This window comes from Ornithinibacillus massiliensis (assembly GCF_018310345.1).
GTDB classification, from domain to species: domain Bacteria; phylum Bacillota; class Bacilli; order Bacillales; family Amphibacillaceae; genus Ornithinibacillus; species Ornithinibacillus massiliensis.
Genome location: NZ_JAGXBY010000006.1, coordinates 78939 through 104405 on the forward strand (window position 1 = coordinate 78939; position 25467 = coordinate 104405).

Here is a 25467-nt window from a genome sequence, read left to right on the forward strand (position 1 = left end):
CAGATTGATTAACTGTGCGATGTTTTCCTTATTTCAGATATGTTTTTCCATCTCGTTGTTCTATTTTTCCTTCTTTCATTAGCTTACCGAGCGCTCGTTTAAAAGCTGCTTTACTTATATTAAATGTCCCTCGAATGTCCTCAGGATCACTTTTATCACTGAATGGTATTACACCATCATGTTCCTCTAGATGAGTTAAAATTAGATCAGCATCATCGATCATTCCATGCTGTTTTAGCGGGCGAAGGGAAACATTTAATGTACCGTCAAAACGAACTTCAATCACTCGTCCTTCGACAAGCTCACCTAAACGAGGCTCGGTTTTTCGTTCGGTATGATGGATAAATCCACGATAATGTTCATTAGTAAGTATGGTTGTACCTTCCCTGCTCGTATGATAAACACGACCTGTAACCTTTTGATTTAGCAATGATTCAGGTGCATGCTCGAATTCTCGCTGCATGACGCCTTCTGTTGCGGGAATGGCCAGTAATCTTCCTTTTCTATCCTTACCTAAAGTTACAAATAGCATATCTTCTTCTTTAGGCCAAACATTTTCAAACAACGGTAAGTCATCTATAGAGACTAGAAATTCCTTTGTCGTCCCAATATCAACAAATACCCCTAAATTAGGAAGAACACTAACAACCTTTGCCCATCCGTATTGATCCATAACGACTTCCGGAAGCTTAGTAGTTGCAGTTAAATTACCTTTTTTATCTTGATATAAGAAAACATCTACATCTTGCTCGACTTCTAATACGCTTTCTGTTTCATTATGGTGTAAAAGCGCTTCTGTCATATCCTTTTTTAGTACGTAACCACTATCAATTTTGCGATCAACTGTCATTGTTTGAATTGTACCAATTTCCATTTACGCTAACCCTCTTTCTTATATGTATTGGAAAAGGGATACCCAAGTTATAGGGTACCCCTTATATTTCTAAAGTAACACATCGTTTATTTATATTTTATCCCAATTTGTTTTGGGTGGGAAATTCAATTCGTAATTAAGATTTATTATTAGTTGTTTTATTCGGTAACGCTTCCGAATTTCATAGAATTTCACTTTAACCGCGGTAAATTTTCCACTGGATTGTTTAGCTTTTGCCAAAAGCAAGGAATCAATCCGATGTCTTCTAACTTAAGCAACGTAAGCCCTACCTGCTCTTACGTCCTTGCGACCCCTTAGTCGCGCCAGTGTGAATAAGCATCAACAAAAACATTGTAGAATGCCAGATTCGAATGTTACTTTAGTAACTAGTTCATTATGGCATATATTACTGTAATTGTCAAATTGAGCTCTTAGTTTGAAAGGCTTTAGTAGTAATTGCAATAGATAAGCCATAAAAGATTAGCCCCAAAATAGGTAAAACTAGATAAGGATATACGACTATTTTTTCTTCAATCAATGGAATGATCCATTGGTCTAGATCATTAAAGATAAGGCTTGTTGTCATTCCTGATACAGTCACTAAAGCATCGATTGATATTAAAAAGGTAATAAAGAAACATACCAATATTAGGGTAGAAGGAATGACGAAAGAGCGAGTCACGACAAATAAAGGGATGTAAATGGCAATAATTAATAATCCTAAGCTTAGTAAAACGACTATTTCCTTCCAACCAAAGGTATATATCGCGTAAGGAATTAAGTTTTCTAATAGCTGACCAACTGCAAACTGGTATAACACGGTGAAAATCCATACGATGGCGAAAGAAATATACCGGCTTATCATAATGGTTTTACGTTTTAGCGGTAAACTAGTTACAAAGGAATTTATTCCTGCTCGATGATCTAGAAAGAATATAGATAGGATAATAACCTGTAATATGAATGCTAAACTAATCATAAATGGAGGCAATGATAAGATATAGCCTAGCGGGATTAATATGAGCGTATAGGTTATTAGACCTTTAGAAAGGATTAGGTCCCGAATTAATAAAGATTTCAATGGATTAACCTCCTATTCCAAATCGAATTTTATAAAGAACCAATTAGATATTAGATAAGATACAAACATCACGAGTAACGAAACAACCAAAGGTATGACGAAAGGTTGTATATTCCAAAGGGCTTCAATGAGAGATGCAATTTTGTCATCTAGTGTGATATATGGATTTCCTCTACTGATGCTATACGTGAAGACGATAACAAAATGGGAAACCATAAACACCGACACGGCATGCATAAAGTTTTTAATAAGATAAAAAATTGGTAAATAAATAGCTAACAGTACCGTAAAAATGACAAAATAATGGACGATATCTTTTGCAGTTAAGTAAGTAAAGTTTCCTAGGTATAGGTTGTTGATTGCAATCGAATCGACTAACCAAATGAAAAGCATGAATACGATTGTCAATGAATACAAAAATACGTATCTTGTTCGAACGATTTGCTTTCGATTTAGTGGCATACTGACTAGAGAGCGCAGTACATGATGCTGATAATCGAAATAAAACAATAAAATTAGAAATCCTAATATGACAGTCATGTTTATTCCCATACTGTTTACATGGAATAGATAAGTTAGGAGAATAAACAAGGCAAAGAGAATGATGTATAGACGAGAAATCTTTAAATCTTTAACATATAATTGTTTCAAGTGCACTACTCCTTCCTCGTCATGAAATACATAATATCTTCTAATGTAGCTTTTTCAATGAAGACATCCTGTCCGAAAGGTTTAAATAAGGCTGGATTTCCCTCGAATAAGCCCTGAAAACCAGTGTTGGATAGTTGTAACCCAGAAAATAGTTCTCTTGTGTCATCATCTATCAGCTCTTTTTTTCCCTTCACTACATGGAAAGTCTCTTTAATTTCCTCCATACTTTTTTGGAAGAGAATTTTTCCTTGATAGATAAAGATAATATAATCGGCAATTCGATCTAAATCTGTTGTGATATGTGAGGAAAGGAAAATGGTTTGTTTTTCATTAATCATGAGATCTTGTAATAAATCAAGAAGCTCTCTACGGAATATCGGATCAAGGCCAGAAGTAGGTTCATCCATGACGATAAATTCAGGTTCATGACTTAAGGCAAATAGGAGGGAGGTCTTCATTTTCATCCCTTTTGAAAACTTTTTTACCTTCTTTCTTAATGGAAGTTCAAATTGCGCCAAATATCGCTGAAAAAGATTTTCATTCCATGTTTTATAGAGTGGTGCAATAAAAGCTTTCATATTAGCAATTGTAAAATCCTCATACATGTAGAGATCATCATAAACAAAGCCAATTCTTTGTTTGTTGTGATGATTTTTATGGGAGTTTCCAAAGATTCGTATGTCTCCTTTGTCAATTTGTAATAAATTCATCATCATTTGGATAGTAGTTGTTTTTCCGCTTCCATTTGGTCCAATAAAGCCAGTTATAAAGCCTGTTGGTATCGTAAAAGAAAGGTTTTGGATGGTGAAGTCCTTTCGATTTTTTGCGACGTTTTTGAATTCAACAGTATTCATCGGCTCTCCTCCTCGTAATAGATGTTAAGCATTTCTAGTAATTCTTCCTTTGAAAGTCCAAGTTGTTTACTGGCGATTACAAGCTTCTCTAATTCATTTTCCAATTCTCGAATTTGCCACTCGCGTAAAACATGCGGCTGTTGCCCTGCAACGAAAGTTCCTTTTCCAACGGTTGAAACGAGGAAACCTTCCTTTTCTAACTCTTCATACGCTCGTTTTGTTGTGATGACACTAACCTTTAAATCTTTTGCTAGAGAACGCATCGATGGAAGTGCATCTCCTTCCTTTAGATCACCGGAGAAAATTTGCTGTTTTATTTGCTCTTTAATCTGGAGAAACAATGGATCCTTGTTGCTAGATGAGATAATTAGGTTCATGCTTACACCTCCTAATAAATGTTTATATTGTATATATTGTATATACACAATATATAAGTTGAGAATAAAAAAGTCAACCATAATTCTGAAATTAATTTACAAGATAAACAAAAAGTGAGATACAATGTATAGTGTAAATGAAGCGTAATGGGGTCGAGAAGAAATGAGCATATTTTTTAATGTCATCCTTCCAGTAATAGCGGTATTTGGTGCAGGATTTATATTGCAGCGGTTTAAACCAATTGATATTAGGGCAGTGTCAACACTATTTATCTATGTATTTCTACCAGCATTAGTATTTACGAAATTATATGAAGCGACATTTGATAGAAGCTATACGATATTATTGATTTTTGCATTTGTTCAATTGGGTTTGATGATAAGTTTAAGCAAATTAGCTAAGCACATATTTAAATGGTCCCATTCAGTGGAAAGTGCTTCAATATTAACAGCAGGATTTATGAATGCCGGTAATTACGGAGTACCTGTGATTATGTTTGCTATTGGAGAACAAGCATTACCATATGCCATATTTTTTATGGTTATTCAGACGATGTTCATGAATTCTTTTGGGGTGTATTATGCATCTAGGAGTTCTAGTGGGATTAGGCGAGCGGTTATGAAGGTCTTTACATTGCCAGCTACTTATGCGGCATTAATCGCCATAATATTACAAAATATTTCCTGGGAAATACCGGAAACTGTCTATTCCACACTTTCGATGGTCGGTGGAGCGGCAATTCCAGTAATGATGGTAATCCTAGGAATGCAGTTAGCATCAATCACTTCTATTACATTTAATTGGCAAGTCATTATTTCTACCGTATCGATAAGAATGTTAATTGGGCCTCTAATTGCGTTCGGTTTTATAAATCTAGTAGATGTCGATCCAATAGTCGCAGCGGTCTTAATAATTGTAGCATCCATGCCTAGTGCAGCAACGACAACGATGTATGCAATACAGTTCGATACAGAACCAGAATTAGTATCAAGTATTACATTGGTTTCCACATTATTCAGTATAGTTTCGATAACTGTGTTATTAAATATGATTCCATATTAATAGTAGATTAGACAAGGTCTCTTGTTATGATTTCCAAGTGTTTACACCATGCCAACTAAGAATTAGAATGATAGTTCTATATGGTACTTATCACTATAGAGACTAGGGTTGGACAAAAAATAATTATTTAAAGGAAAAAACGAATGATAACTAAAGACCTTACTCCGTAGGGTGGTTAGTCGACTAGAGGAGTCACCCTTTTCCTAGCCACCCGCTGGAGTGTGACCGCGTGTCATTCGGTTTTTCATTTATGCACCAACCTTTCAAGTTTTGTTTTCAGAATATTGACATTATATATCATTTCCTATACTATAATAAGTATGATGATAAAAGAAAACAAACAGCAAAAAGTATATCGAATAATAAAAGGAAGAATTATAGAACGAGAATATGTTCCAGGTCAACGAATTGTTATCGACCAAATAGCGAAGGAGCTGGAAACAAGTTCGATACCAGTACGTGAGGCGATTAGGCAATTAGAAGCAGAGCGTTTAGTTGTCTATAAGCGGAATGTCGGGCCTGTTGTAGCAGAAGTAAATGAGTCGGACTATTTGGATACTGTTCGTGTTCTAGCGTTACTGGAGGGCTATGCAGCATCGCTTGCAGCACGGAATTTTCCGCAAGAAAAGCTAGTTCAGTTAAAGCAGTTAAATGAGCAAATGGAGGAGGCTTTAGAGGATTTTGACATTATCCAGTTTAGCAAACGAAACGCTATATTTCATCGAATCATTTGCGAACAATGTGGTAATACATACTTATTAGAAACGATTCAGAATACGTGGAATCGTATTGATTCCATCCGAGGGACTGGATCAACACTTTATTCAAAGCGGGTAAAAGAATCAATTGAAGAACATAAGGAAATTATTAACCTATTAGAAGCAGGGGATGGAGAACAATTAGAAGTGGTTGCTAGAGAACATAAAATAAAAACGGCTCTCAACTTCGAAAAAAGAAGAAAGAACCTAATTGATACCAATATTTTTCCTTCATAAGAGGTGAACTAGAGATAAGATCTAGTTCTTTTTTTTAGACTAGAATCCTAGCAAACTGCTAGTGGCATATCCAGCTAAAACTACAAAAATTCTATGTTGACATAACATATGAAATCATATATGATTTAATTGTTCTGAAAATTAATATTAATGAAAACAATGAGGTGAGGTAATCAAATGGCTTTTGAAGAGGCGAAGGAACGATTAAGAGGCTCGATTGCACCGGTGATTACACCTTTTAAGGAAGATGAGCAGATTGATTTTGATAAGTTTCAGGAATTAATTAATTGGCAAATTGCTAGTGGAAGTCATGGTATTTCCGTAACAGGTACTTCGGGTGAACCAAGCTCCATGTCCGAAGAAGAGCGTATTCAAGTAATGGAAATTGCCTGTAAAACAGTGAATGGTAGAGTTCCCTTTATACCAGGAACTGGATCAACTAACCACCAAGAAACACTCCGCATGACAAAAGCAGCACAAGAAATGGGAGCAGATGCTGCTATGGTCATTGTCCCATACTACAATAAACCTAACCAACACGCATTATACAAACACTTCAAAGCAATCGCAGATTCAGTAGACATTCCTATCATTTTATACAATATACCAGGTCGAACAGCGATAAATTTGGAAGCGGTTACAATTTCAAGGCTTGCAGAGGACTGTCCAAATATTATCGGAGTGAAAGAATCGAATAAGGACTTTGAACATGTCAATAGCGTACTACTTCATTGTGGGCGAGATTTTAACTTATATTCTGGAATTGAGGTGCTTTGCTATCCAATGCTTGCTATTGGAGGAGCTGGCCATATTAGTGCGACTGCAAATGTAGCTCCTAGGGAAGTTGCAGAGGTATATAACCGATGGGCAATGGGGGATATAAAGAGCGCTCAGGATTTACATTATGAATTAATGCCATTAAATGATGTGCTTTTCCGGGATACTAATCCAGCCCCTGTCAAAGCTGCATTAGGGATGATGGGGAAAATTAAGCCGATACTTAGAAAGCCGTTAGATGTTCCTTCACCTGAAATCCGGGCTGAGATTAGAGAAGTATTATTAAATTACCAGCTTATTACAGAAGATGTCCAACTGTAAGGAGGGACTGTAATTGGAAGAGAGATTAGAGAATATCCAGCTCTTTATCAATGGAGAATTTGTGGATGCAACAACAAATGAAACCTTTGAAAATAAAAACCCCTTCTCCAATGAGGTAATGAATCACATCGCTAAAGGTGATGCGGCTGATATTAATAAAGCGGTTTTAGCGGCAAAAGAAGCCTTCACAAACGGACCTTGGGGACAGATGAAGGTTAAAGAACGAATGAAATATATTGAAAGAATTGCAGACTTAATTGAAGAGGAATCAGAAACAATTGCACGACTGGAGTCGCTCGATTCTGGATTACCAATTAGTCAAACTCGTAAAATGGCGACACGAGGTGCTGAGAATTTCCGTTTTTACTCTCGAATGGTTCAGGCAAGATTACATGGAGATGCCTATCAGGTTGACAATGAGTTTATGAATTACACGGTTTACCAACCGTTAGGTGTAGTGGGCTTAATTACGCCTTGGAATGCGCCATTTATGTTATTAACATGGAAGGTTGCACCTGCTTTAGCTACTGGTAATACGGTAGTACTAAAACCAGCTGAGCTATCACCACTATCCGCTAATATACTTGCAAATGTTATCCAAAAGGCAGAACTACCTAAAGGTGTATTTAATGTAGTTCATGGATTTGGAGAAACGGCTGGAGAAGCGCTTGTCAAGCATCCTATCGTGAAGGCGATATCGTTTACAGGGGAAACAACTACTGGTAAACGAATTATTAAAAATAGCGCAGATTCGTTGAAAAAAACATCGATGGAGTTAGGGGGGAAGTCACCATTAATCGTATTTGATGATGCAAACTTTCAGCAAGCCCTTGATGCGACGGTTTGGGGAATATTCTCCTTTAACGGGGAACGCTGTACAGCAAATTCTAGAGTATTTGTTCATCAAGCTATAAAAGAGCAATTCGTTGAAGCTTTAAAAGAGCGTGTCCAAAACATTATTGTTGGTGATCCGAAAGAAAACGATACAGAGCTTGGGCCGCTTATCGATACAGGTCACTTCAGGAAGGTAACAGGATATATTGAACTGGCAAAAGAAGAGGGGTGTGACGTGTTTCAAGGAACAGTACCGAAAGAATATCAAGCAGGCAACTTTGTACCGCCCACTTTATTACTAAATGCGAAGAATAATATGCGAGTTTGCCAGGAAGAAATATTTGGACCTGTAATGGCAGTTATGGAATTTAAAACGGAAGAAGAAGTAGTTCGTATGGCCAATGACGTAGAATATGGCCTTGCAGGCTATGTATGGACGAATGATATTAAGCGAGCTCATCGTGTAGCACAAGCAATCGATTCAGGAATGATCTGGGTAAACTCGCAAAATGTTCGGGATTTACGCATTCCATTTGGTGGAATGAAAGCTAGCGGGATTGGTAGAGAAGGTGGACACTTTGCGATGTTTGAATTTTATACTGAACCAAAAGCGATTCATGTCGCCATTGGAGACCATCCTATACCGAAATTTGGAATAAAATAATAAGGAGGGACTAACATGCCAGCAAAAACAGGGAAAGAATATATCGAGGGATTGAAGAAGGCAAATAATAATATATATATTCACGGGGAAAGAGTCGAGGATGTTACAGAGCATCCAGCATTTAAAAATGTCATTAAATCGATGGCAAATTTATATGATTTACAATACGAGAAACCTGAGAAAATGCTATATACATCCCCAACTACCGGAGACAAAGTAGGAATGACATTCTTACAACCGAGAACTGTCGATGATTTGATTAAGCGACGTGAAGCGATGCAAGAGTGGGCGAGAACATCGGGTGGAATGATGGGGCGATCACCTGATTATTTAAATGCAGAAGTGATGGCAATGGGAGTAAATAATAGCCTATTTGCCGAGGGGAATCCACAGTTTGCAGATAATGCTCGTAATTATTATGAATTCGCTCGAGAGAATGACATTAGTTTAACCCATACATTAATCCACCCACAAGTTAACCGTGCAAAGGCACAGCATCAGCAAAAGGATGCTAATGTTGCCCTTCATCTAGTGGAAGAAAGGCCAGATGGAATTATTGTAGACGGTATTCGCCTACTGGCTACTCAAGGTGGTATTACCGATGAGATTTTAGTATTTCCTTCCACTGTAAAAAAAGCCGGCGAGCTAGATGATCCTTATTCTTTAGCATTTGCGATTCCAAACAATACACCTGGCTTGAAATTCATTAGCCGTGAATCCTTCGATTATGGCAAGAGTGAATGGGATCATCCACTAGGTGCACGATTCGAAGAGGGCGATGCCATTGTTTCGTTTGAAAATGTATTCGTCCCGTGGGAGCGAGTTTTCGTTTGTGGAAACTCCTCTGTATGTAACCGGACATTTAAAGAAACGAATGCGGTTGTCCATATGGCCCATCAAGTAGTTGCCAAAAATATTGTAAAAACCGAATTTGTTCTTGGGGTTGCACTAAGTATGATGGATGTAATTGGAATTGACGGATTCCAGCATGTTCAGGATAAGGGATCAGAGATAATGCTGACACTGGAGACGATGAAATCGCATCTGTATCGTGCAGAGCATAATGCTAAGCTTGATCAATCAGGCACGATGACACCGGACTTTGAAGCATTAGATGCGGCACGTAATTGGTACCCAAGAGTGTATCCGAGATTATCTGAGATAATTCGTATTTTAGGAGCATCAGGGCTAATGGGAATCCCGACAGAAAAAGATTTCAACCATGAGGAAATCGGTCCAATCATCCACCGTGGATTACAAGGAAAGAATTTAGAAGGATATGAACGAGTACAATTATTCCGTCTTGCTTGGGATATGACCTTAAGTGCCTTTGGAAGCAGACAGACACATTACGAATACTACTTCTTTGGCGACCCAATACGTATGGGAATGACATATTTTGATCAATACGATAAAGAGCCATTTAAACAATATATCCAGGATTTTTTGAAAAAAACTAGCAGTGTGAACGCTTCTAATTAAAGGAGGATTACGATGGATTATAATGTGATTCGCTGTGCTAGGGCTATTCTTCATGTAACCAATCTTGAAGCATCAAGAAGGTTTTATGTCGATACGCTTGGGTTTATTGAAACAGAATCTGATGAAGAACATATTTTTCTTCGAGGATTAGAGGAGCATAATCACCATAGTTTACTGCTGAAAAAGTCCGATAAGCCTGTAGTGGAGGCATTAGGGTATAAGGTTTCATCAGAACATGATTTAGAAGCGTTAGCACTGCTGTTTGAAAAAGAAGGCTATCCAACGAAATGGATCGAAAAAGGAGAGCAGCATGCGATGGGGCGGGCATTACGTGTAAACGATCTTTCTGGTTTACCATTAGAGTTCTTTGCGGAGATGGATACGGTAGACCGGCTATTACAGCGTTATGATTTATACAAAGGCTCCAAGATGCAACGAATTGACCACTTTAATTGTGCTGTTCCAGATGTAGAAGCAGCATATGATTTTTATAAAGAAAAATTAGGGTTTGCATGCTCTGAATATACCGAGACCTCTGAAGGTAGTATTTGGGCAGCATGGCTACACCGGAAGCAAAATGTACATGATGTTGCATTTATGAACGGAAAAGGACCTCGATTACATCATATAGGCTTCTGGTTGCCTGATCAATTATCACTTATCCATACGTGTGATGTACTGGCGGCCAGTGGTTACGGGGAATCAATTGAACGTGGACCGGGCAGACATGGACTATCCAATGCTTTCTTCTTATATTTACGTGACCCGGATGGACATAGAATTGAATTATATAGCGGGGATTACCTAACAAGTGACCCAGATTTTGAACCGATACGTTGGGATATCAATGATCCTATGCGTCAGACCTTCTGGGGGCATGCAGCACCAGATAAATGGTTCACCGAGGCATCATCTGTCTTACATGTACACACTGGTAAAGAAGTACCTATACAAGCGGCTAAACTAAAACAACATAAACCGACATTTGTGATTTGATGTTTAGAAGGCTTGGCATAGTGGTTAGGAATAGAAGCTTATACATGGAGCAGTCTGACTATACTTTTATGAGATTAATTAGGGCGGCTAAATCCACAGTATAAGCTCAGGGATTCCTAAAAAATGGAGCATCACCATATGAAAAGTATAGGAATATGCCATGTATGAGTAGAAAACATTTAAAAGGGGGTTAGTTAATGGATGATCGTGCATTCCGTCATGCAATGGGGAAATTCGCTACTGGAGTTACCATTATTACAACAAAGCTTGGAAACGATATCCACGGCATGACCGCAAATGCTTTCATGTCCGTATCCTTAAACCCAAAATTAGTACTTGTATCTGTTGACCATAAAGCGACGATGAAACACTATATCAATCATTCTGGGAAATTCGCTATTAGTTTTTTAAATCAAGACCAAAAAGAACTCTCAGCCTATTTCGCAGGCCAAATGAAAGAAACCAGAGAAATCGATTTTCATTGGTTTCATGAATTACCAACGATAAAAGAAGCGCTAGTGAATCTCGTCTGCGAGCTGCATGATGCTGTTGACGCTGGCGACCATACCCTCTTTATAGGGAAGGTTACTGATTTAGAGGTGCGAGATGGAGAACCACTAGCATTTTATGAAGGGAAATATCGGGAATTAGTGAGTAGTGAACGAGTTAAATAGATTCATATTCTTGCTGAATGGGGGGGTTGACCATGAAACAGCAAATAAATCAATCAGCCGTGAAGTCAATCGATATATTTGAAAAGATAAGTGGGCACGAACAGGTCGTATTTTGCAATGATCCTAGTACAGGTTTACAGGCAATTATAGCGATACACAACACGACACTCGGCCCAGCACTTGGTGGAACTAGAATGTATCCTTATGCCAATGTAGAGGAAGCATTGGAGGATGTGTTACGTCTGTCAGAGGGAATGACCTATAAATGTGCAGCCGCGGATATTGATTTTGGTGGTGGTAAAGGTGTAATCATTGGAGACCCGAAAACGAATAAATCACCAGCACTATTTCGAGCTTATGGGCAGTTTGTAGATTCCTTGAATGGTCGATTTTATACCGGAACAGATATGGGTACTACAATGGATGATTTTGTGCAAGCATCGAAGGAAACGAATTTCATTAATGGTATTCCAGAAGAATTCGGCGGTGGAGGTGACTCGTCTGTCCCTACTGCAGAGGGCGTGCTTTACGGATTAAAAGCGACAAATGAATATTTGTTTGGCAATGAAACTCTAGCTGGGAAAACTTACGCAATCCAAGGTTTGGGTAAGGTAGGATTTAAAGTTGCGGAACAATTACTACAGGTTGGAGCACATATCATCGTAACCGATATTTCTGAAGAGGCAATTACTACTATCCGTGAAAAAGCTACCAATTATCCAGGCATGGTAACCGTAGTTGAGTTGGATGACATTTACGAGGTTGACGCAGATATCTTCATTCCATGTGCTATGGGTGGGATTTTAAATGATGAAACGATTGAAAAGCTAAAGGTTAAGGCAGTTGTCGGTTCAGCGAATAACCAGTTGAAGGAAGATTTTCATGCAAAAGCACTTCATGATAAAGGAATATTATATGCGCCTGACTATATCGTCAATGCAGGAGGATTAATCCAAGTTGCCGATGAACTATATGGAGCAAATAAAGCTCGTGTTTTATTGAAGACTAAAGCAATTTATCAATCGATTTTGGCGATTTATCATCAATCAGAATTAGATGCGATTACAACACTCGAAGCGGCCAATCGTAAATGCCAGCAACGCTTAGAAGAACAGCAAGGTCGTAATAATTTCTTTAAAAGAGAAAAAAGCCCGAAATGGACATTTTATAAATGAGGTGTAACCAATGGTTGAAGTAAAATTTCATGATATTGGCGAAGGAATGACAGAGGGCGAAGTTGTAAATTATTTAGTAAAGGTAGGGGACAGGGTAAAGGTTGATCAGCCATTAGTGGAAATGCAAACCGATAAAATGGTCGCTGAAATCCCTTCGCCAACTTCTGGCATCGTGAAAAAGATTCATGTTGAAGAGGGTACGACCATTACGATCGGCTCTGTATTATTAGAAATTGATGATGGCATAGCAGTGGTGGCGGAATCAAGTTCAGAGCAAGAGGTTGCTGCTGTGCTAGCACCTGAAAAGAGGAGTAAACCAGTTCATCCCCCAATTGTCAAACAAGCTCCTAAGCGGATTATCGCTGCACCACATACAAGAAGAATTGCACGGGAAAATGATGTGGATATTGAACAGGTGGTTGGCTCCGGATCAGCAGGAAGAGTGACAGATGAGGATATCTATCGATTTATTCGAGATAGGGGAAGAAAGGGAGAAGAGGAGGTTGCAGTAGAGAAAGAAGTAAGGGAAGCCGAAGAAACGAAAGTATCGGCAGCAGACACAATACCTTTCATTGGTATTCGCAAACAAATTGCCATGAAAATGACGGCGTCACTTTCTACGATTCCACATGTAACCCACTTTGATGAAGTGGATTTAACGAATCTATTAGAATATCGTGGGGAGCTAAAAGAGGCAGGGGAGCATATATCTGTTGTGGCCTTTTTTCTAAAAGCGCTCACTATTACACTAAAGGAATTTCCTTTATTCAATGCACGGTTAGAGGAAGAAAATAATGTGATTAAACTATTGAAGGATTATCATATAGGTATGGCAACGAATACAGAAAAAGGATTACTTGTCCCGGTACTACGTGATGTCGATAAGAAGTCATTGAAACAGGTGCAGGATGAAATGAAAGCATTAACAAAGAAAGCACAGGAGCAAAAACTAGCTGCAGACGATATGAAGGGTGGAACATTTACGATAAGCAATGTAGGTCCACTTGGAGGTATAGCAGCAACACCAATCATTAATCATCCACAGACAAGTATTATTGCTTTCCATAAGACCAAAAAAATGCCAGTCGTAATGGGGGATGATGAAATCAAAATTCGTTCTATTATGACGATGTCCTTATCTTTTGATCATCGCATTATAGATGGGGCGGACTCTGTTATGTTTACGAACCGTTTTATAGAATTAATCGAACATCCAAAAAAGCTTCTATTATATTTACACTAACAGTACGGGCAGCTTGCAGCTAATTTTTGTTCTCTGCCCTTTCACCTTGGAATAAACTATGAAAATAACATGAATAGTTAGGGGGAAGGCGTTCATGATGTATCATGCAAAAGCAAGATTTGCTAACGGGATTGGCCTCGAGGATATAGCTGTTGCACAGTCTTATATTGAGTGGAAGGGTGAAAAGCTTACTGAGGATGCCTTATCCTGGCAATCTCCTGTAACTGGAACAGTTTATGGTACATTACTAAATTTTCAGGAACAGATGGATGCCTTAAAGAATCAATTTGAGAAGCCACCTTATCATCAAGCACCAGAGCGCCCAGTGTTATATATTAAGCCACGAAACACGATTAACGCGCATTTGAAAGAGGTGGCAATTCCTCTGGATGTAGACGAAATCGAAGTGAATGGGACACTTGGGATCGTGATAAGCAAAACGGCCACCAATGTAAAGGAGGTAGATGCCTTTGATTATGTGGAAGGCTATACGATTGTCAATGATGTTTCCATTCCACATCAAAGTTATTTTCGTCCTGCTATTAAACAAAAGGCTCGTGATGGATTTTGTCCAATCGGTCCGTGGGTTGTTCCAAAGGAAAATGTCCCTGAACCAGATTCCTTAATGATTTGGACATTTAAAAATGATGAATTGATTCAAGTAAATAACACAAAGGATTTAATTCGACCTATCCCTCGTCTTATTCAAGATGTCACGGAGTATATGACACTTGCAAAAGGTGATTTGTTAATAGTTGGTTTGCCGAATCACCCCCCAACTGCTAAGCATGGAGATACTATCCGGATAGAAATTGATTATATTGGTAGCTTAGAGAATCGATTTGTTTATGAAAATGTCCAGATTGCAGGAGGGGAGAAGCGTTGAAATATGCAAGAGTTGCTTGTCTTGGCGCAATACATGAAGCTGTTCAAGCCGGAAATAAGCTGAAATTAAGTAGTGGGCGTTTAGTAGATGAAAATGAGGTTGTTTGGTTACCACCAATTGAAGCAGGGACCATTTTTGCACTCGGACTAAATTATGCAGACCACGCGAGTGAAATTAGCTTTCAGGCACCAGAGGAACCACTTGTTTTCTTAAAGGGCCCGAATACATTAATTGGACATAATGGTGAAACGAGAAGACCAGTAGATGTTGAAATGATGCATTATGAGTGTGAGTTGGCTGTGGTGATTGGAAGAACCGCTCGAAATGTTAAGCAGAACGATGCCTATGAATATATTTCTGGCTATACGATTGCTAATGACTATGCCATTCGGGATTATCTGGAGAACTATTATCGCCCTAACTTAGCGGTGAAAAATCGAGACACGCTAACCCCAATAGGCCCGTGGTTTGTGGAAAAAGAAGATATTCCAGACCCAATGAATTTGAAGCTCTTTACTTATGTGAATGGTGAATTAAAGCAAGAGGGCTCTACGAAGGATATGGTATTTGATATCGCGTATTTAATTGAATATTTAAGTAGCTTTATGACACTATATGAAAACGATATTATTTTAACTGGTACACCTAAGGGAACGGTCAATGTAAACGAAGGGGATGAAGTTGTCGTAGAAATTGAAGGAATCGGGTCACTACGAAATAGAATTGTTAGTGATAAGGTCTTTTCGAGATAAGGAGTGTAACGATGCCACATATTACAGTAGAGTATACCGATAATCTAAAACAAGCTGGTAATATGAAAGAATTGTTACAGCGTATTAATGAAATTCTGATTGATGAAGGCTTTCCAATTGGGGGCATCCGTTCAAGAGCAGTCGAATTAAAGGATTATGTTATAGCAGATGGAACGTCTGAAGAGGATAGTTTTATCCATGTCACATTAAAAATAGGTCCAGGTAGAACAGAAGAGGTTAAAAAAGTGACGTGCGACCGAATATTTGCTTTACTAGAAAATCATTTTGAAAAGCAATTTGCCACGCGTTATATTGCATTATCACTAGAACTATTTGAGTTTATGTATCCGACATACAAGAAAAATAATATCCATCATCGATATCGGTGATGGATGATTATATTATATGACTTAAATAAGAAAACGATAATCCTCGGATTATCGTTTTTTTGCAGTGTGGAATTAAAACGTCCCACAATAGTATCCCGAAGTTAATATAAGATAATTTTTTACAAGCATTACGCGCAGAATCATCTCTTAAATCAAATTCAACACACCGAGTGTAATTAATAAAATCGGAGGTAAGAAGTTCATTCGCTCTAGTCGTTTGTTCTTGGATAGGATAACGCCAACTTTTATTCCTAGATGAACGAAAACACCACTCATAATGGCGATTAAAACTGGTGTAATGAATGGAGAATAGCCTAAAATAGCGGCTCCGATACCCGCACCAAAGGCATCTAGCGCTAGAGCGGTACCAAGCAATGTTGCCTCACCTAAAGAAATAGTTCCAGAACGGTCAAGGTCTGCTTTGTCTGGTTTGGCAATAACCGTTCTAAAGCTTTGGAAATTTCCTGCTGTGGTTGCTTGGTGTTCTTCTTCATCTATTTCCCCTTGCTTTAGTTGATTTCGAATAATGTTAATTAAGGAAAATAAACCAATTACGATTAAAATCACTCCACCTATCGTTTCAGCGACGCTGACAGATAGGAACGAATTTAATACAGTACCAATTAACATAGATAGAAGCACTACAACCCCTGAGCACATCATGATAATGAATAAGGCACTTTTTGGGACTACTATTCTACGCATCCCGTAGGTAATCCCCACTCCAAAACCATCCAAACTTACTGCAATTACTAGGAATAATAATCCTGTGTAAAATAAAATCATAGCACCATATCCTTTTCTTGTTCTAGTGTATTGTATTGTATGAAAAATGGGCAGTTATGTGCTTCCTACATTGGACTGAACAAAATGTTACTTAATCCTGTTCTTGTTCGCAAGATTTTGGTATCGTTGGAATAAGGAAAGGCAAGTAATGAAAATTTGTTCAGGAAATGATGGAGGAAAATTAATGTGGAAGAAATTATTAACAGCGTTTTTATCAGCTGTGATTTTTAGTTTTTTATTAAGTCTTATCAGTTATCTGACGTACACATCGGATAACCTATGGGTGTCGATGGGTTACTTTATACTATATGCTGCCCCAGTATATGTAATTGGTGGAATTCCACTATCTTATCTAATTGAATCCTATTTAAAGAAAAGAAACTTTTCATCCCAATTAGCGCGTCACTATAGTAAGTATGGTCTATATATTGTAGCAGGGGTATTCGTTGCCATTATTTATATTGTGATAGTCTCCATAACGGACGATCGATTTGTCATGTTATCCCAAGCTTCATTAACCTACATTATTGGTGGGATTCTTGCCGCTTTAGTTTATTATTATGTATCACTCCTAACAGATAGAAATAGTTCGAATTAAAATATGATATAGTGTTAGGATAGAAGTTTTAAGAGAGGAAATACACAAAAATGAGTAAAACATTAGTATTAGCAGAAAAACCTTCCGTAGGTCGTGATATTGCACGAGTACTTCAATGCTCCAAGCAAGGAAATGGATTTATGGAAGGATCGAAATATATTGTGACCTGGGCGCTTGGACATCTTGTTACATTAGCTGATCCAGAGACCTATGATGATAAATATAAACAATGGCGATTAGAGGATTTACCAATGCTCCCATCTAATCTAAAGTTAGTTGTAATGAAAAAGACGGGGAAGCAGTTTAGTACCGTCAAAACCCAAATGATTCGGAAGGACGTAAGTGAAATTGTTATTGCCACGGATGCAGGTCGTGAAGGAGAGCTTGTTGCCCGATGGATTATTGAGAAGGCCCGTATCCAGAAGCCAATTAAACGACTTTGGATTTCTTCGGTAACGGATAAAGCAATTCGTGATGGGTTTAAATGGCTGAAGCCAGGCAAACAGTATGAGAATCTATATGCTTCTGCTGTAGCACGTTCGGAAGCGGACTGGTATGTCGGTCTTAATGCGACAAGAGCACTTACCACTAAATTTAATGCACAGCTTTCCAGCGGTCGTGTACAGACACCAACACTAGGAATGGTAGCAGCACGAGAAGAGGAAATTAGGAATTTTAAGCCACAAACCTATTATGGTGTCCAAGCGAAAGCACAAGGAAAAGTAACCTATACTTGGCAGGATAACAAAAGTAATACACGAATTTTTTCTAAGGAAAAAGCAGATAGTCTATTTGGTAAACTGAAAGATCAACCATTAAAAATTGTAAAAGTTGATAAAACAGCAAAAAAGAAATATTCACCACAACTATATGATTTAACGGAATTACAGCGTGATGCGAACCGGATGTTTGGTTTTTCTGGTAAACAGACCTTATCGATTATGCAAAAGCTTTATGAGCGTCATAAAGTATTAACCTATCCAAGAACCGACTCACGGGTAATTTCAACAGATATAGTCCCTACGTTAAAGGATCGTCTTCAAGCTTGTGGCGTTGATCAATATGCTCGCTTTGCCCAAACAATCCTTCGAAATGGGATTAACAAGCTACCGAAGTCGGTCGTAGATAATTCGAAGGTAAGTGATCACCATGCAATCATTCCGACTGAAGAACCTGTTATTTTAGCAGACCTAGATGATAAGGAACGTAGAATATATGATTTAGTCGTAAAACGATTTTTGGCAGTTCTGATGGATGCTTATGAGTATGAGCAGACCGTGATTCATGCTGTTATCGGAAATGAATCCTTTACTGCTAAAGGAAAAGTAGTGAAGAAGCAAGGATGGAAAGCAATCTATGATCGCACCTTTGAAGAAGAGGACTCGGATGATCAACAGTTACCTATGGTGAAGCAAGGAGATGTTTTTACTACTATTAAGTTAGCTGTAACGACAGGTGAAACGAAGCCACCAGAACGCTTTACAGAGGGTGCCCTTTTACAAGCGATGGAAAATCCGGTACGTTACATGAATCCAGATGAAAAACACTTAGCTGGTACACTGCAAAAAACTGGAGGTATTGGCACCGTAGCTACGCGAGCAGACATTATTGATAAACTTTTCAATGGTGGCTATATGGAACTGAAGGGAAGACATATTTTCCTTACTTCAAAGGGTAAGCAGTTGCTAGAGCTTGCTCCAGAGGATTTACGTTCTCCAGCTTTAACAGCAGAATGGGAACAAAAGCTAAGCTTGATTGCAGAAGGTAAACTGGACAAGAATAAATTCATAACGGAAATCAAAGATTACACGAAGGAAATTGTTCAAGAAATTAAAGGAAATGATAGTAAATTCAAGCATGACAACATGACTGGCACTAAATGTCCGGATTGTGGCAAGTTGATGCTTGAAGTGAATAATAAGCATGGTCGTATGCTAGTATGTCAGGATCGTGCTTGTGGTCATAAGAAGAATATTGCCAAAAAGACGAATGCCCGTTGCCCGAATTGTCATAAACGATTAGAGTTGCGTGGTGAAGGAGAAGGGCAAATGTTCACTTGCTCCTGTGGTCACCGTGAAAAGCTATCAACCTTTAATAAGCGTAAGGAACAAGAGAAGAAGGGTAAAGTTTCTAAGAAAGATGTCAATAAATATCTTAAAAAGCAAGATGACGGATTTACAAATAATGCATTAGCAGAAGCATTAGCGAAATTAAAGGATAAAAAATAATAGTTAATGGATGCCTAGGATAACTTTTTCTTAGGCATTTTTTCATGGAAGGATTTTTAGAGAAAAACAAGAATATATATGGTAAGTAATGTTTGTAAGGAGGAGATAGAGAGATGGAGGTTAGAGAGGTTAGTCCTGAAACTACCTATGAACTAAGACATGCTATTTTAAGGCCACATCAACCATTTGAGGCCTGCATATATGATACAGACCGTGATGTAACTACTTTTCATGTTGGTGCTTTTTACGAAGGTACCTTAATAAGTGTTGCATCTTTTTATGAAGAAACGAATCCCGAGTTTACTAAAGAGAAGCAATATCGTCTACGGGCGATGGCAACTCTACCTACTCATCGCGGGCTAGGAGCAGGAAGAGCAGTGATTGATTATGCAGAGAAACGGATAAGAGAAAAGAATATCGAATTATTGTGGTGTATGGGTAGGACATCGGTACAAGGCTATTATGAGCGGTTAGGTTTTCAACCACATGGTAACGTATTTGATTAACCACCAATTGGACCGCATATTGTGATGGTGAAGGATTTGATGGTATAGAGCTTATTTTCGTTAGCGCCAATTTTCTTTTTTGAAACGGTTTACTTGAATTAATAGTAGATGTATCATTAAAATGAAGATGTACCTTGAATAGATTAGGAGGGTAAACATAGATGGCTTTTGTTATTTTAGATCCATGCAGACAAGAAAAAGCAGCTGAATGTGTTAGTGTCTGTCCAGTTGATTGTATAGAAGAAGGTCCAGATCAATTCTACATAGATCCAGATATTTGTATTGACTGTGGTGCTTGTAAAGCAGCCTGCCCAGTAAATGCGATTGAGGAAGAATATGATTTGACTCCAGAACAAGAAGTATTTTTAGAAAAAGCAGAAGAATTCTTTGCCAACCGTTAATCAGTATAAGTAAAATCCCGTCAGTTCATAAGAGACTAACGGGATTTTTATGTAGGTTTCCTTGAATTTTTAAGATTATCATTTCTTATTCTTCTACAGCTACTGCTAGTTTACTTGCTATCCAGCGTTTGGCTGTTTTTTCATCTACTTCATATACTTTCCCTGCCCGAAATAGTTCTCCATGGTAAGCAGTTTGAACATTCATTTTTACTTTAATCATAAGCTCTAACCCCTTCCTATTCTCATTATAACGAACTGCAAGTAGTGAAGCTAATGTTATGTAATGGAAATGATATGTAAAATCCCCCCAAAGCGAAATCTTGGGGGGATAGAGTTATTTATTTATTTATTTATTTAATAAATCAAATACTTGATTAACATCTTTATCGCCTCTACCAGATAGGTTGACGATGATGATGTCCTCGTCAGTTAGTGTTGGTGCAAGCCTTATCGCATGGGCAATGGCATGAGCGCTTTCTAAAGCAGGGATAATTCCCTCTGTTTTTGATAGTATTTGAAAAGCTTCTAAAGCTTCATCTGCTGTAACCGTTACATATTCTGCTCTTCCAGTCGTTTTTAGGTAACTATGTTCTGGCCCAACACCTGGATAATCAAGCCCTGCGGCAATGGAATACGTCGGTTTCGGCTCCCCATTGTCATCAAGTAATGTTAAACATTTAAATCCGTGAATAACAGCGGCTACACCTTCTGTCATCGTTGGAGCTTCATAAGGTTCAGCACCAATTAATCGGACATTTGGTTCATTTAAGTAGTGAGCAAATGCTCCAATGGCATTACTGCCACCACCTACACAAGCAATAACTGCAGTAGGTAGCTTGCCTTCTTTTTCCAGTATTTGCCGTTTTGATTCTTCACTGATGACAGCCTGGAAATGCTTCACTATGGACGGATATGGATGTGGTCCAACTGCAGATCCAAGCAGATAAAATGTGTTTTGGTAATTTTCTACAAGGTCTTCTAGCGCAGCATCAACAGCATCCTTTAAACGACCTTGCCCTTTTTCTACAGGGACAACATTAGCTCCTAACAGCTCCATACGAAACACATTGAGAGCCTGTCTTTCTGTATCCACTTTACCCATGTACACGGTGCAAGGAATATCAAACATGGCACAAGCAGTAGCAGTAGCAACACCATGTTGACCTGCCCCAGTTTCTGCAATGACTCTTGTTGCTCCCATTCGCTTAGCCAGTAGAATTTGCCCTATTACGTTATTAATCTTATGGGCTCCTGTGTGATTTAAATCCTCACGCTTTAAATAGATTTTTGCTCCGCCTAATTTTTTGGTTAAGTTTTTAGCTTCCGTTAATGGGTTTTCTCTCCCCACATACTCCCTAAGATAGAACCGGAATTCCCTTTGAAATTCTGGATCATCCTTGTACTTCTCGAATTCCAGTGCTAAATGATCTAACACCTTCTGCAAATCTTCAGGGATGAAGCTACCTCCAAATTCACCATAAAATCCTGTCTCCACTACACTCTGCTCTCTCATCTCTCTAAACTCTCCTCTATTCTATTTTTTTGTATTCTATTCAGAATACTTGCTCATTATTGTAACATAAAAGTGGGCCAACACCAATAAGCATTTAGTTCGAAAGGGGGGCGTTACATTGGAAAAGATAGGTCTATTTTTTCGGGTACCAAATACGTACGGAAAAGTACTATCAGATCTGTTAGGTAGTTTATTAGAAGAAGATAAGTATATATGGAGAAAAGGGAATCATATAGAAATATTGTTTTCTGACGATTTTAATTCTGAAATGAAAAATATAGAGAGGCTAAAGACGCTGAATAATGATCAAATGAAAAGATATGTTTCGTTTGGAAGTTACTATCCCATAATAGCTACATTTTCCGGATATTTAACGAATGGAGAAATTGGTAGTTCAATATTAAATGGGAAAGAATTCTTGAATTCACCTTGCAATGTGTTAATTAGTATTGTAGATACTACAGAAGTGACATTTCTATCAAAGGATAATGATGTTATTACAGATATGGAGAAAAAATACTTTCAATATAATTTCTCTGATCTTAGATATATGGATGTAGAGGATTGTGTAAAGTTACGTTTCGATTAGTTCTATCATCAAATGTTGCTGCTACTAAAGTATAAAATCTTTTATCGACAGTCTATTTTTGCTTAACACTAAATGGGAGGATTGACAATTTATTTGTTGGGTATTGGATGCATTGTAAAATAACGGTGTAAGAGGGGGACTAGTGGACGCTATTAATTTCTTTCTAATTGGTATAACAGTTGTCTTTGTGGCAGAGAGGACAGAAGTGTCGAATAGAAAACAGCTTTATAAATTAATTAATTTAACGACTATGCTGATTGTTTTCGTTCATACTAACAGTAGACTTTCAAATCTGGAATAATGGAGATGATCAAATGGAAGCAAGAAATCTTACAGAAGAGGCTTTAATAGACTATAAAGAAGGAATAGGCATGTTCACGAAAAAGATGCCAAAGCTAGCCGAATTATATAATGCTTTTACAGAAGAATGCTTCAAAGAAGGTGCGTTATCTAAAAAGCATAAACAATTAATTGCATTAGCAGTTAGTTTATACGCACAGGATGAGTATTGTATGATCTATCATACAAAAGGTTGCCTGGATCAAGGATGTACAGAAGAGGAAATCCTAGAGGCAATTGGTGTTACGGCTGCCTTTGGTGGCGGAGCAGCAATGAGCCAAGCGGTTACCCTTGTACAAGATAGTATTCAAGATTTAAATCAGTTAAAACAATAAGAGGTGCACTTGCACCTCTTTTACTTTGTAGTGATCGAATCTAGAGCGATGTCCATATTGTTTGTTGGCTGCTGACAGGCAAAATTCTCACATACATATACAGTTGTTTGTCCATTTAGTGTTTTATATTCTGCTGCAAATGGAGCAATATTTCTAAATTGTTCTGGTTCATTTGCTACTAGTAATGCTATCTCCGGTATAAAACGATCATGGAGTAATTGTAAGAGTTTAGCTCTGGAAGAATCAGATTCACCTAGAACAACAACTTCTTTTGACGGATTCTCAGTAAGTAGTACGCTTTGGAGAAAGAATACCCCAGCAGAAGGTTGTCTGGTGATATCTTCATAAAAGGTGGAGGACATCTCCGCTACTCTATCTAAGTAACTTGTTTCTCCAGTTAGGCTCCCCATTTGGACGAGCATTAGTGCTGCAACGCTATTTCCAGAAGGAGTTGCCCCGTCATAAATTTCTTTATCATTCGAGATTAGCTGTTCATTATTTTTACCACTAAAGAAGAACCCACCATCTTGCTTGTCCCAAAATAAATCAATCATTACATCCAGTTGATGTTTTCCTTTGGATAGATATTCTAGGTTGAAATCAACTTGATACAATTCTAAATATGCCCAAACTAAATAGGCATAATCATCTAGATAAGCATGGTATTTTGTTTCCCCATCACGATAGCGGGCCATGAGCTTATCGCCCTCATAGAGCTTTTTCTCTACAAATGAAATTGCTGTTTTCGCCATATCTAAATATTGATTGTTTTGAAATACTCTACTAGCCTTGGCTAAGCCAGCAATCATCATAGCATTCCATGAGGTTAGTATTTTATCATCTACATGTGGATAGACACGTTTCTCCCGTTCTTGGAGGAGCTTTTGTCTTGCTTCTTCCAGTTGTGTTTCTAAAGCTTCTACTGTTATATCATATTCTTCTGCTACACTTTGAAGACTCGAGCGAATTAGATTCGGGATATTCTTTCCTTCAAAGTTACCATAAGGAGTGATACCGTAAGCGGTCGTATAAATATCTCCTAAATCCTCCCCGAGAATGTCAAATATCTCTTCATCGTCCCAAACATAATACTTACCTTCTACCCCTTCCGAGTCAGCATCAATAGCGGAGTAAAAAGCACCTTCCGTACTCATCATTTCCCGTTTCACAAAATCGATAATTTGCTCGGCAATTTTTCTATAAAACGGTTTCTTTGTTACTTGATAACATTCGGTATAGGCGATGAGTAGAAGCGCATTATCATATAACATTTTCTCAAAATGAGGTACAAGCCACTTTTCATCTGTTGAATATCGAGCAAAACCAAAACCTATGTGATCCCATATCCCACCGGCAGCCATGTTTTGCAAGCTACTTTCCACCATTTTTAAAGCAGCCGTTTTCCCAGTAAAATGATAATAACGGAGTAAAAATAGTAAATTCTGTGGCTGCGGAAACTTAGGTGCTTCAAAGAACCCACCATAATTAAAGTCAAACCCTCTTCCTAACTGCTGATAGGCCTGATCAGCTGCTTCTTTTGTTAAACGATGTTCGCTTTTGGCACGAGTAGAGCTATCTAAGGCTTGTTTCACACTTTCGGTTACCTCAGAAATGTGCTCAGGATCTGAGGTATATTTGATATGCAGTTGTTCTAATGCTTCTAATAAACCAGGTCTCCCGTACTTGCTTTCTTTAGGAAAATAAGTTCCCGCATAAAACGGTACTTTTTCTGGAGTCATAAAAATCGTAAGTGGCCATCCACCATGACCAGCCATCATTTGACATACCTTCATATAAATAGAATCCACATCTGGGCGTTCCTCACGATCCACCTTAATGGAAATATAATGCTCATTTAATATTTGTGCTACTTCCTCATCCTCAAATGATTCATGAGCCATGACATGGCACCAATGACATGTGCTATAGCCGATAGATAGAAAGATTGGTTTATTTTCTTGTTTTGCTTTTTCAAATGCCTCATCACCCCAAGGGTACCAGTTTACGGGGTTGTAGGCATGTTGTAGTAGGTAAGGTGATTTTTCGTTAATCAAGTAGTTAGGATTAGTATTTTCTTGCATGGA

Annotated in this window: 28 protein-coding genes; 19 read left to right on the forward strand and 9 right to left on the reverse strand. The window is 38.1% G+C overall.

The features are described from left to right. Positions 1-28 precede the first annotated feature (28 nt). The 5 genes from KGF86_RS15710 to KGF86_RS15730 all read right to left on the reverse strand — a co-directional run bounded on the left by KGF86_RS15710 (position 29) and on the right by KGF86_RS15730 (position 3837). The gene (locus KGF86_RS15710; protein WP_211742417.1) at positions 29-874 is read right to left on the reverse strand and encodes a CvfB family protein; all 846 of its coding nucleotides are present in this window, start codon (positions 872-874) and stop codon (positions 29-31) included. A 418-nt stretch (positions 875-1292) separates the two neighbouring features. Further along, positions 1293-1955: an ABC-2 transporter permease gene (locus KGF86_RS15715; protein ID WP_186870398.1), complete on the reverse strand. Its 663-nt coding sequence runs from the start codon at positions 1953-1955 to the stop codon at positions 1293-1295. Between the two features lie 12 nt (positions 1956-1967). Then, positions 1968-2606: an ABC-2 transporter permease gene (locus KGF86_RS15720; RefSeq protein ID WP_211742418.1), complete on the reverse strand. Its 639-nt coding sequence runs from the start codon at positions 2604-2606 to the stop codon at positions 1968-1970. Between the two features lie 5 nt (positions 2607-2611). Beyond that, positions 2612-3460, reverse strand: a complete 849-nt coding sequence (locus KGF86_RS15725; protein ID WP_211742419.1) for an ABC transporter ATP-binding protein — start codon at positions 3458-3460, stop codon at positions 2612-2614. Next, the gene (locus KGF86_RS15730; RefSeq protein WP_186870395.1) at positions 3457-3837 is read right to left on the reverse strand and encodes a GntR family transcriptional regulator; all 381 of its coding nucleotides are present in this window, start codon (positions 3835-3837) and stop codon (positions 3457-3459) included. The genes KGF86_RS15725 and KGF86_RS15730 overlap by 4 nt, the downstream gene beginning before the upstream one ends. A 163-nt stretch (positions 3838-4000) precedes the next feature. Between KGF86_RS15730 and KGF86_RS15735 the strand changes: the two genes are divergently transcribed. The 12 genes from KGF86_RS15735 to KGF86_RS15790 all read left to right on the forward strand — a co-directional run bounded on the left by KGF86_RS15735 (position 4001) and on the right by KGF86_RS15790 (position 16088). Beyond that, a complete protein-coding gene (locus KGF86_RS15735; protein WP_211742420.1) occupies positions 4001-4900 on the forward strand; it encodes an AEC family transporter in 900 nt (299 codons plus the stop codon). 323 nt (positions 4901-5223) lie between these two features. Continuing rightward, the gene (locus KGF86_RS15740; protein ID WP_186870498.1) at positions 5224-5895 is read left to right on the forward strand and encodes a GntR family transcriptional regulator; all 672 of its coding nucleotides are present in this window, start codon (positions 5224-5226) and stop codon (positions 5893-5895) included. A gap of 177 nt (positions 5896-6072) precedes the next feature. After that, positions 6073-6993: a 2,4-dihydroxyhept-2-ene-1,7-dioic acid aldolase gene (gene hpaI, locus KGF86_RS15745; RefSeq protein ID WP_186870394.1), complete on the forward strand. Its 921-nt coding sequence runs from the start codon at positions 6073-6075 to the stop codon at positions 6991-6993. Between the two features lie 13 nt (positions 6994-7006). Next, positions 7007-8491 carry a 5-carboxymethyl-2-hydroxymuconate semialdehyde dehydrogenase gene (gene hpaE, locus KGF86_RS15750; RefSeq protein WP_211742421.1) on the forward strand — a complete coding sequence of 495 codons (1485 nt, stop codon included), beginning with the start codon at positions 7007-7009 and terminating at the stop codon, positions 8489-8491. A 15-nt stretch (positions 8492-8506) separates the two neighbouring features. Next, the gene (gene hpaB / locus KGF86_RS15755; protein WP_211742422.1) at positions 8507-9973 is read left to right on the forward strand and encodes a 4-hydroxyphenylacetate 3-monooxygenase, oxygenase component; all 1467 of its coding nucleotides are present in this window, start codon (positions 8507-8509) and stop codon (positions 9971-9973) included. A 12-nt stretch (positions 9974-9985) separates the two neighbouring features. Further along, a complete protein-coding gene (gene hpaD, locus KGF86_RS15760) occupies positions 9986-10969 on the forward strand; it encodes a 3,4-dihydroxyphenylacetate 2,3-dioxygenase (RefSeq protein ID WP_211742423.1) in 984 nt (327 codons plus the stop codon). Between the two features lie 197 nt (positions 10970-11166). Next, complete coding sequence (locus KGF86_RS15765) at positions 11167-11643, forward strand: flavin reductase family protein (protein ID WP_186870390.1); 477 nt, start codon at positions 11167-11169, stop codon at positions 11641-11643. 32 nt (positions 11644-11675) lie between these two features. Then, positions 11676-12818, forward strand: a complete 1143-nt coding sequence (locus KGF86_RS15770; RefSeq protein WP_211742424.1) for a Leu/Phe/Val dehydrogenase — start codon at positions 11676-11678, stop codon at positions 12816-12818. A gap of 10 nt (positions 12819-12828) precedes the next feature. After that, positions 12829-14061 (forward strand): dihydrolipoamide acetyltransferase family protein, encoded by a 1233-nt coding sequence (locus tag KGF86_RS15775; RefSeq protein ID WP_211742425.1) that lies wholly within the window; start codon positions 12829-12831, stop codon positions 14059-14061. Between the two features lie 94 nt (positions 14062-14155). Further along, on the forward strand, positions 14156-14947 hold the full coding sequence (locus tag KGF86_RS15780; protein ID WP_211742426.1) for a fumarylacetoacetate hydrolase family protein: 792 nt from the start codon (positions 14156-14158) through the stop codon (positions 14945-14947). Continuing rightward, complete coding sequence (locus tag KGF86_RS15785; protein WP_186870386.1) at positions 14944-15699, forward strand: fumarylacetoacetate hydrolase family protein; 756 nt, start codon at positions 14944-14946, stop codon at positions 15697-15699. The genes KGF86_RS15780 and KGF86_RS15785 overlap by 4 nt, the downstream gene beginning before the upstream one ends. An 11-nt stretch (positions 15700-15710) precedes the next feature. Continuing rightward, positions 15711-16088: a 5-carboxymethyl-2-hydroxymuconate Delta-isomerase gene (locus KGF86_RS15790; RefSeq protein WP_186870385.1), complete on the forward strand. Its 378-nt coding sequence runs from the start codon at positions 15711-15713 to the stop codon at positions 16086-16088. Between the two features lie 147 nt (positions 16089-16235). Here KGF86_RS15790 and ytaF read toward each other — a convergent pair whose 3' ends face one another. Further along, positions 16236-16874, reverse strand: a complete 639-nt coding sequence (ytaF, locus tag KGF86_RS15795; protein WP_186870384.1) for a sporulation membrane protein YtaF — start codon at positions 16872-16874, stop codon at positions 16236-16238. Between the two features lie 184 nt (positions 16875-17058). Between ytaF and KGF86_RS15800 the strand changes: the two genes are divergently transcribed. From KGF86_RS15800 to KGF86_RS15815, 4 genes are all read left to right on the forward strand, one after another. Continuing rightward, positions 17059-17472: a hypothetical protein gene (locus KGF86_RS15800; protein ID WP_186870383.1), complete on the forward strand. Its 414-nt coding sequence runs from the start codon at positions 17059-17061 to the stop codon at positions 17470-17472. Positions 17473-17522: 50 nt separating this feature from the next. Then, positions 17523-19700, forward strand: coding sequence for a DNA topoisomerase III (locus KGF86_RS15805; protein ID WP_211742427.1), 2178 nt, complete (start codon positions 17523-17525; stop codon positions 19698-19700). 113 nt (positions 19701-19813) lie between these two features. Further along, positions 19814-20206: a GNAT family N-acetyltransferase gene (locus KGF86_RS15810; RefSeq protein WP_211742428.1), complete on the forward strand. Its 393-nt coding sequence runs from the start codon at positions 19814-19816 to the stop codon at positions 20204-20206. Between the two features lie 161 nt (positions 20207-20367). Then, a complete protein-coding gene (locus KGF86_RS15815) occupies positions 20368-20607 on the forward strand; it encodes a DUF362 domain-containing protein (protein WP_186870380.1) in 240 nt (79 codons plus the stop codon). An 85-nt stretch (positions 20608-20692) separates the two neighbouring features. Here the strand turns inward: KGF86_RS15815 and KGF86_RS19530 are convergent, their stop codons facing one another. Beyond that, positions 20693-20827: a hypothetical protein gene (locus KGF86_RS19530; protein ID WP_255488130.1), complete on the reverse strand. Its 135-nt coding sequence runs from the start codon at positions 20825-20827 to the stop codon at positions 20693-20695. A 126-nt stretch (positions 20828-20953) separates the two neighbouring features. Next, entirely contained in the window at positions 20954-22120 is a 1167-nt protein-coding gene (gene trpB, locus KGF86_RS15820; RefSeq protein WP_211742429.1) for a tryptophan synthase subunit beta, read from the reverse strand. 118 nt (positions 22121-22238) lie between these two features. On the opposite strand from trpB, the gene KGF86_RS15825 reads away from it, so the two are divergent. The 3 genes from KGF86_RS15825 (at position 22239) to KGF86_RS15835 (ending at position 23383) form a co-directional block, all read left to right on the forward strand. Continuing rightward, positions 22239-22709 carry a DUF2691 family protein gene (locus KGF86_RS15825; RefSeq protein ID WP_211742430.1) on the forward strand — a complete coding sequence of 157 codons (471 nt, stop codon included), beginning with the start codon at positions 22239-22241 and terminating at the stop codon, positions 22707-22709. Positions 22710-22851: 142 nt separating this feature from the next. Then, positions 22852-23010 carry a hypothetical protein gene (locus KGF86_RS15830; protein WP_186870376.1) on the forward strand — a complete coding sequence of 53 codons (159 nt, stop codon included), beginning with the start codon at positions 22852-22854 and terminating at the stop codon, positions 23008-23010. A gap of 13 nt (positions 23011-23023) precedes the next feature. Beyond that, a complete protein-coding gene (locus tag KGF86_RS15835) occupies positions 23024-23383 on the forward strand; it encodes a carboxymuconolactone decarboxylase family protein (protein ID WP_186870375.1) in 360 nt (119 codons plus the stop codon). 20 nt (positions 23384-23403) lie between these two features. Here the strand turns inward: KGF86_RS15835 and KGF86_RS15840 are convergent, their stop codons facing one another. Next, positions 23404-25464, reverse strand: coding sequence for a thioredoxin domain-containing protein (locus KGF86_RS15840; RefSeq protein WP_186870374.1), 2061 nt, complete (start codon positions 25462-25464; stop codon positions 23404-23406). Between the last annotated feature and the right edge of the window lie 3 nt (positions 25465-25467).

What these genes read in the sequence shown, in the direction of transcription:
- KGF86_RS15710 (WP_211742417.1), bottom strand. Translation starts at nt 874, where the DNA reads ATGGAAATTGGTACAATTCAAACAATGACAGTTGATCGCAAAATTGAT.
- KGF86_RS15725 (WP_211742419.1), bottom strand. Translation starts at nt 3,460, where the DNA reads ATGAATACTGTTGAATTCAAAAACGTCGCAAAAAATCGAAAGGACTTC.
- KGF86_RS15730 (WP_186870395.1), bottom strand. Translation starts at nt 3,837, where the DNA reads ATGAACCTAATTATCTCATCTAGCAACAAGGATCCATTGTTTCTCCAG.
- KGF86_RS15735 (WP_211742420.1), top strand. Translation starts at nt 4,001, where the DNA reads ATGAGCATATTTTTTAATGTCATCCTTCCAGTAATAGCGGTATTTGGT.
- KGF86_RS15740 (WP_186870498.1), top strand. Translation starts at nt 5,224, where the DNA reads ATGATAAAAGAAAACAAACAGCAAAAAGTATATCGAATAATAAAAGGA.
- hpaI (WP_186870394.1), top strand. Translation starts at nt 6,073, where the DNA reads ATGGCTTTTGAAGAGGCGAAGGAACGATTAAGAGGCTCGATTGCACCG.
- hpaB (WP_211742422.1), top strand. Translation starts at nt 8,507, where the DNA reads ATGCCAGCAAAAACAGGGAAAGAATATATCGAGGGATTGAAGAAGGCA.
- hpaD (WP_211742423.1), top strand. Translation starts at nt 9,986, where the DNA reads ATGGATTATAATGTGATTCGCTGTGCTAGGGCTATTCTTCATGTAACC.
- KGF86_RS15765 (WP_186870390.1), top strand. Translation starts at nt 11,167, where the DNA reads ATGGATGATCGTGCATTCCGTCATGCAATGGGGAAATTCGCTACTGGA.
- KGF86_RS15770 (WP_211742424.1), top strand. Translation starts at nt 11,676, where the DNA reads ATGAAACAGCAAATAAATCAATCAGCCGTGAAGTCAATCGATATATTT.
- KGF86_RS15775 (WP_211742425.1), top strand. Translation starts at nt 12,829, where the DNA reads ATGGTTGAAGTAAAATTTCATGATATTGGCGAAGGAATGACAGAGGGC.
- KGF86_RS15780 (WP_211742426.1), top strand. Translation starts at nt 14,156, where the DNA reads ATGATGTATCATGCAAAAGCAAGATTTGCTAACGGGATTGGCCTCGAG.
- KGF86_RS15790 (WP_186870385.1), top strand. Translation starts at nt 15,711, where the DNA reads ATGCCACATATTACAGTAGAGTATACCGATAATCTAAAACAAGCTGGT.
- ytaF (WP_186870384.1), bottom strand. Translation starts at nt 16,874, where the DNA reads ATGATTTTATTTTACACAGGATTATTATTCCTAGTAATTGCAGTAAGT.
- KGF86_RS15800 (WP_186870383.1), top strand. Translation starts at nt 17,059, where the DNA reads ATGTGGAAGAAATTATTAACAGCGTTTTTATCAGCTGTGATTTTTAGT.
- KGF86_RS15805 (WP_211742427.1), top strand. Translation starts at nt 17,523, where the DNA reads ATGAGTAAAACATTAGTATTAGCAGAAAAACCTTCCGTAGGTCGTGAT.
- KGF86_RS15810 (WP_211742428.1), top strand. Translation starts at nt 19,814, where the DNA reads ATGGAGGTTAGAGAGGTTAGTCCTGAAACTACCTATGAACTAAGACAT.
- KGF86_RS15815 (WP_186870380.1), top strand. Translation starts at nt 20,368, where the DNA reads ATGGCTTTTGTTATTTTAGATCCATGCAGACAAGAAAAAGCAGCTGAA.
- KGF86_RS19530 (WP_255488130.1), bottom strand. Translation starts at nt 20,827, where the DNA reads ATGATTAAAGTAAAAATGAATGTTCAAACTGCTTACCATGGAGAACTA.
- trpB (WP_211742429.1), bottom strand. Translation starts at nt 22,120, where the DNA reads ATGAGAGAGCAGAGTGTAGTGGAGACAGGATTTTATGGTGAATTTGGA.
- KGF86_RS15835 (WP_186870375.1), top strand. Translation starts at nt 23,024, where the DNA reads ATGGAAGCAAGAAATCTTACAGAAGAGGCTTTAATAGACTATAAAGAA.
- KGF86_RS15840 (WP_186870374.1), bottom strand. Translation starts at nt 25,464, where the DNA reads ATGCAAGAAAATACTAATCCTAACTACTTGATTAACGAAAAATCACCT.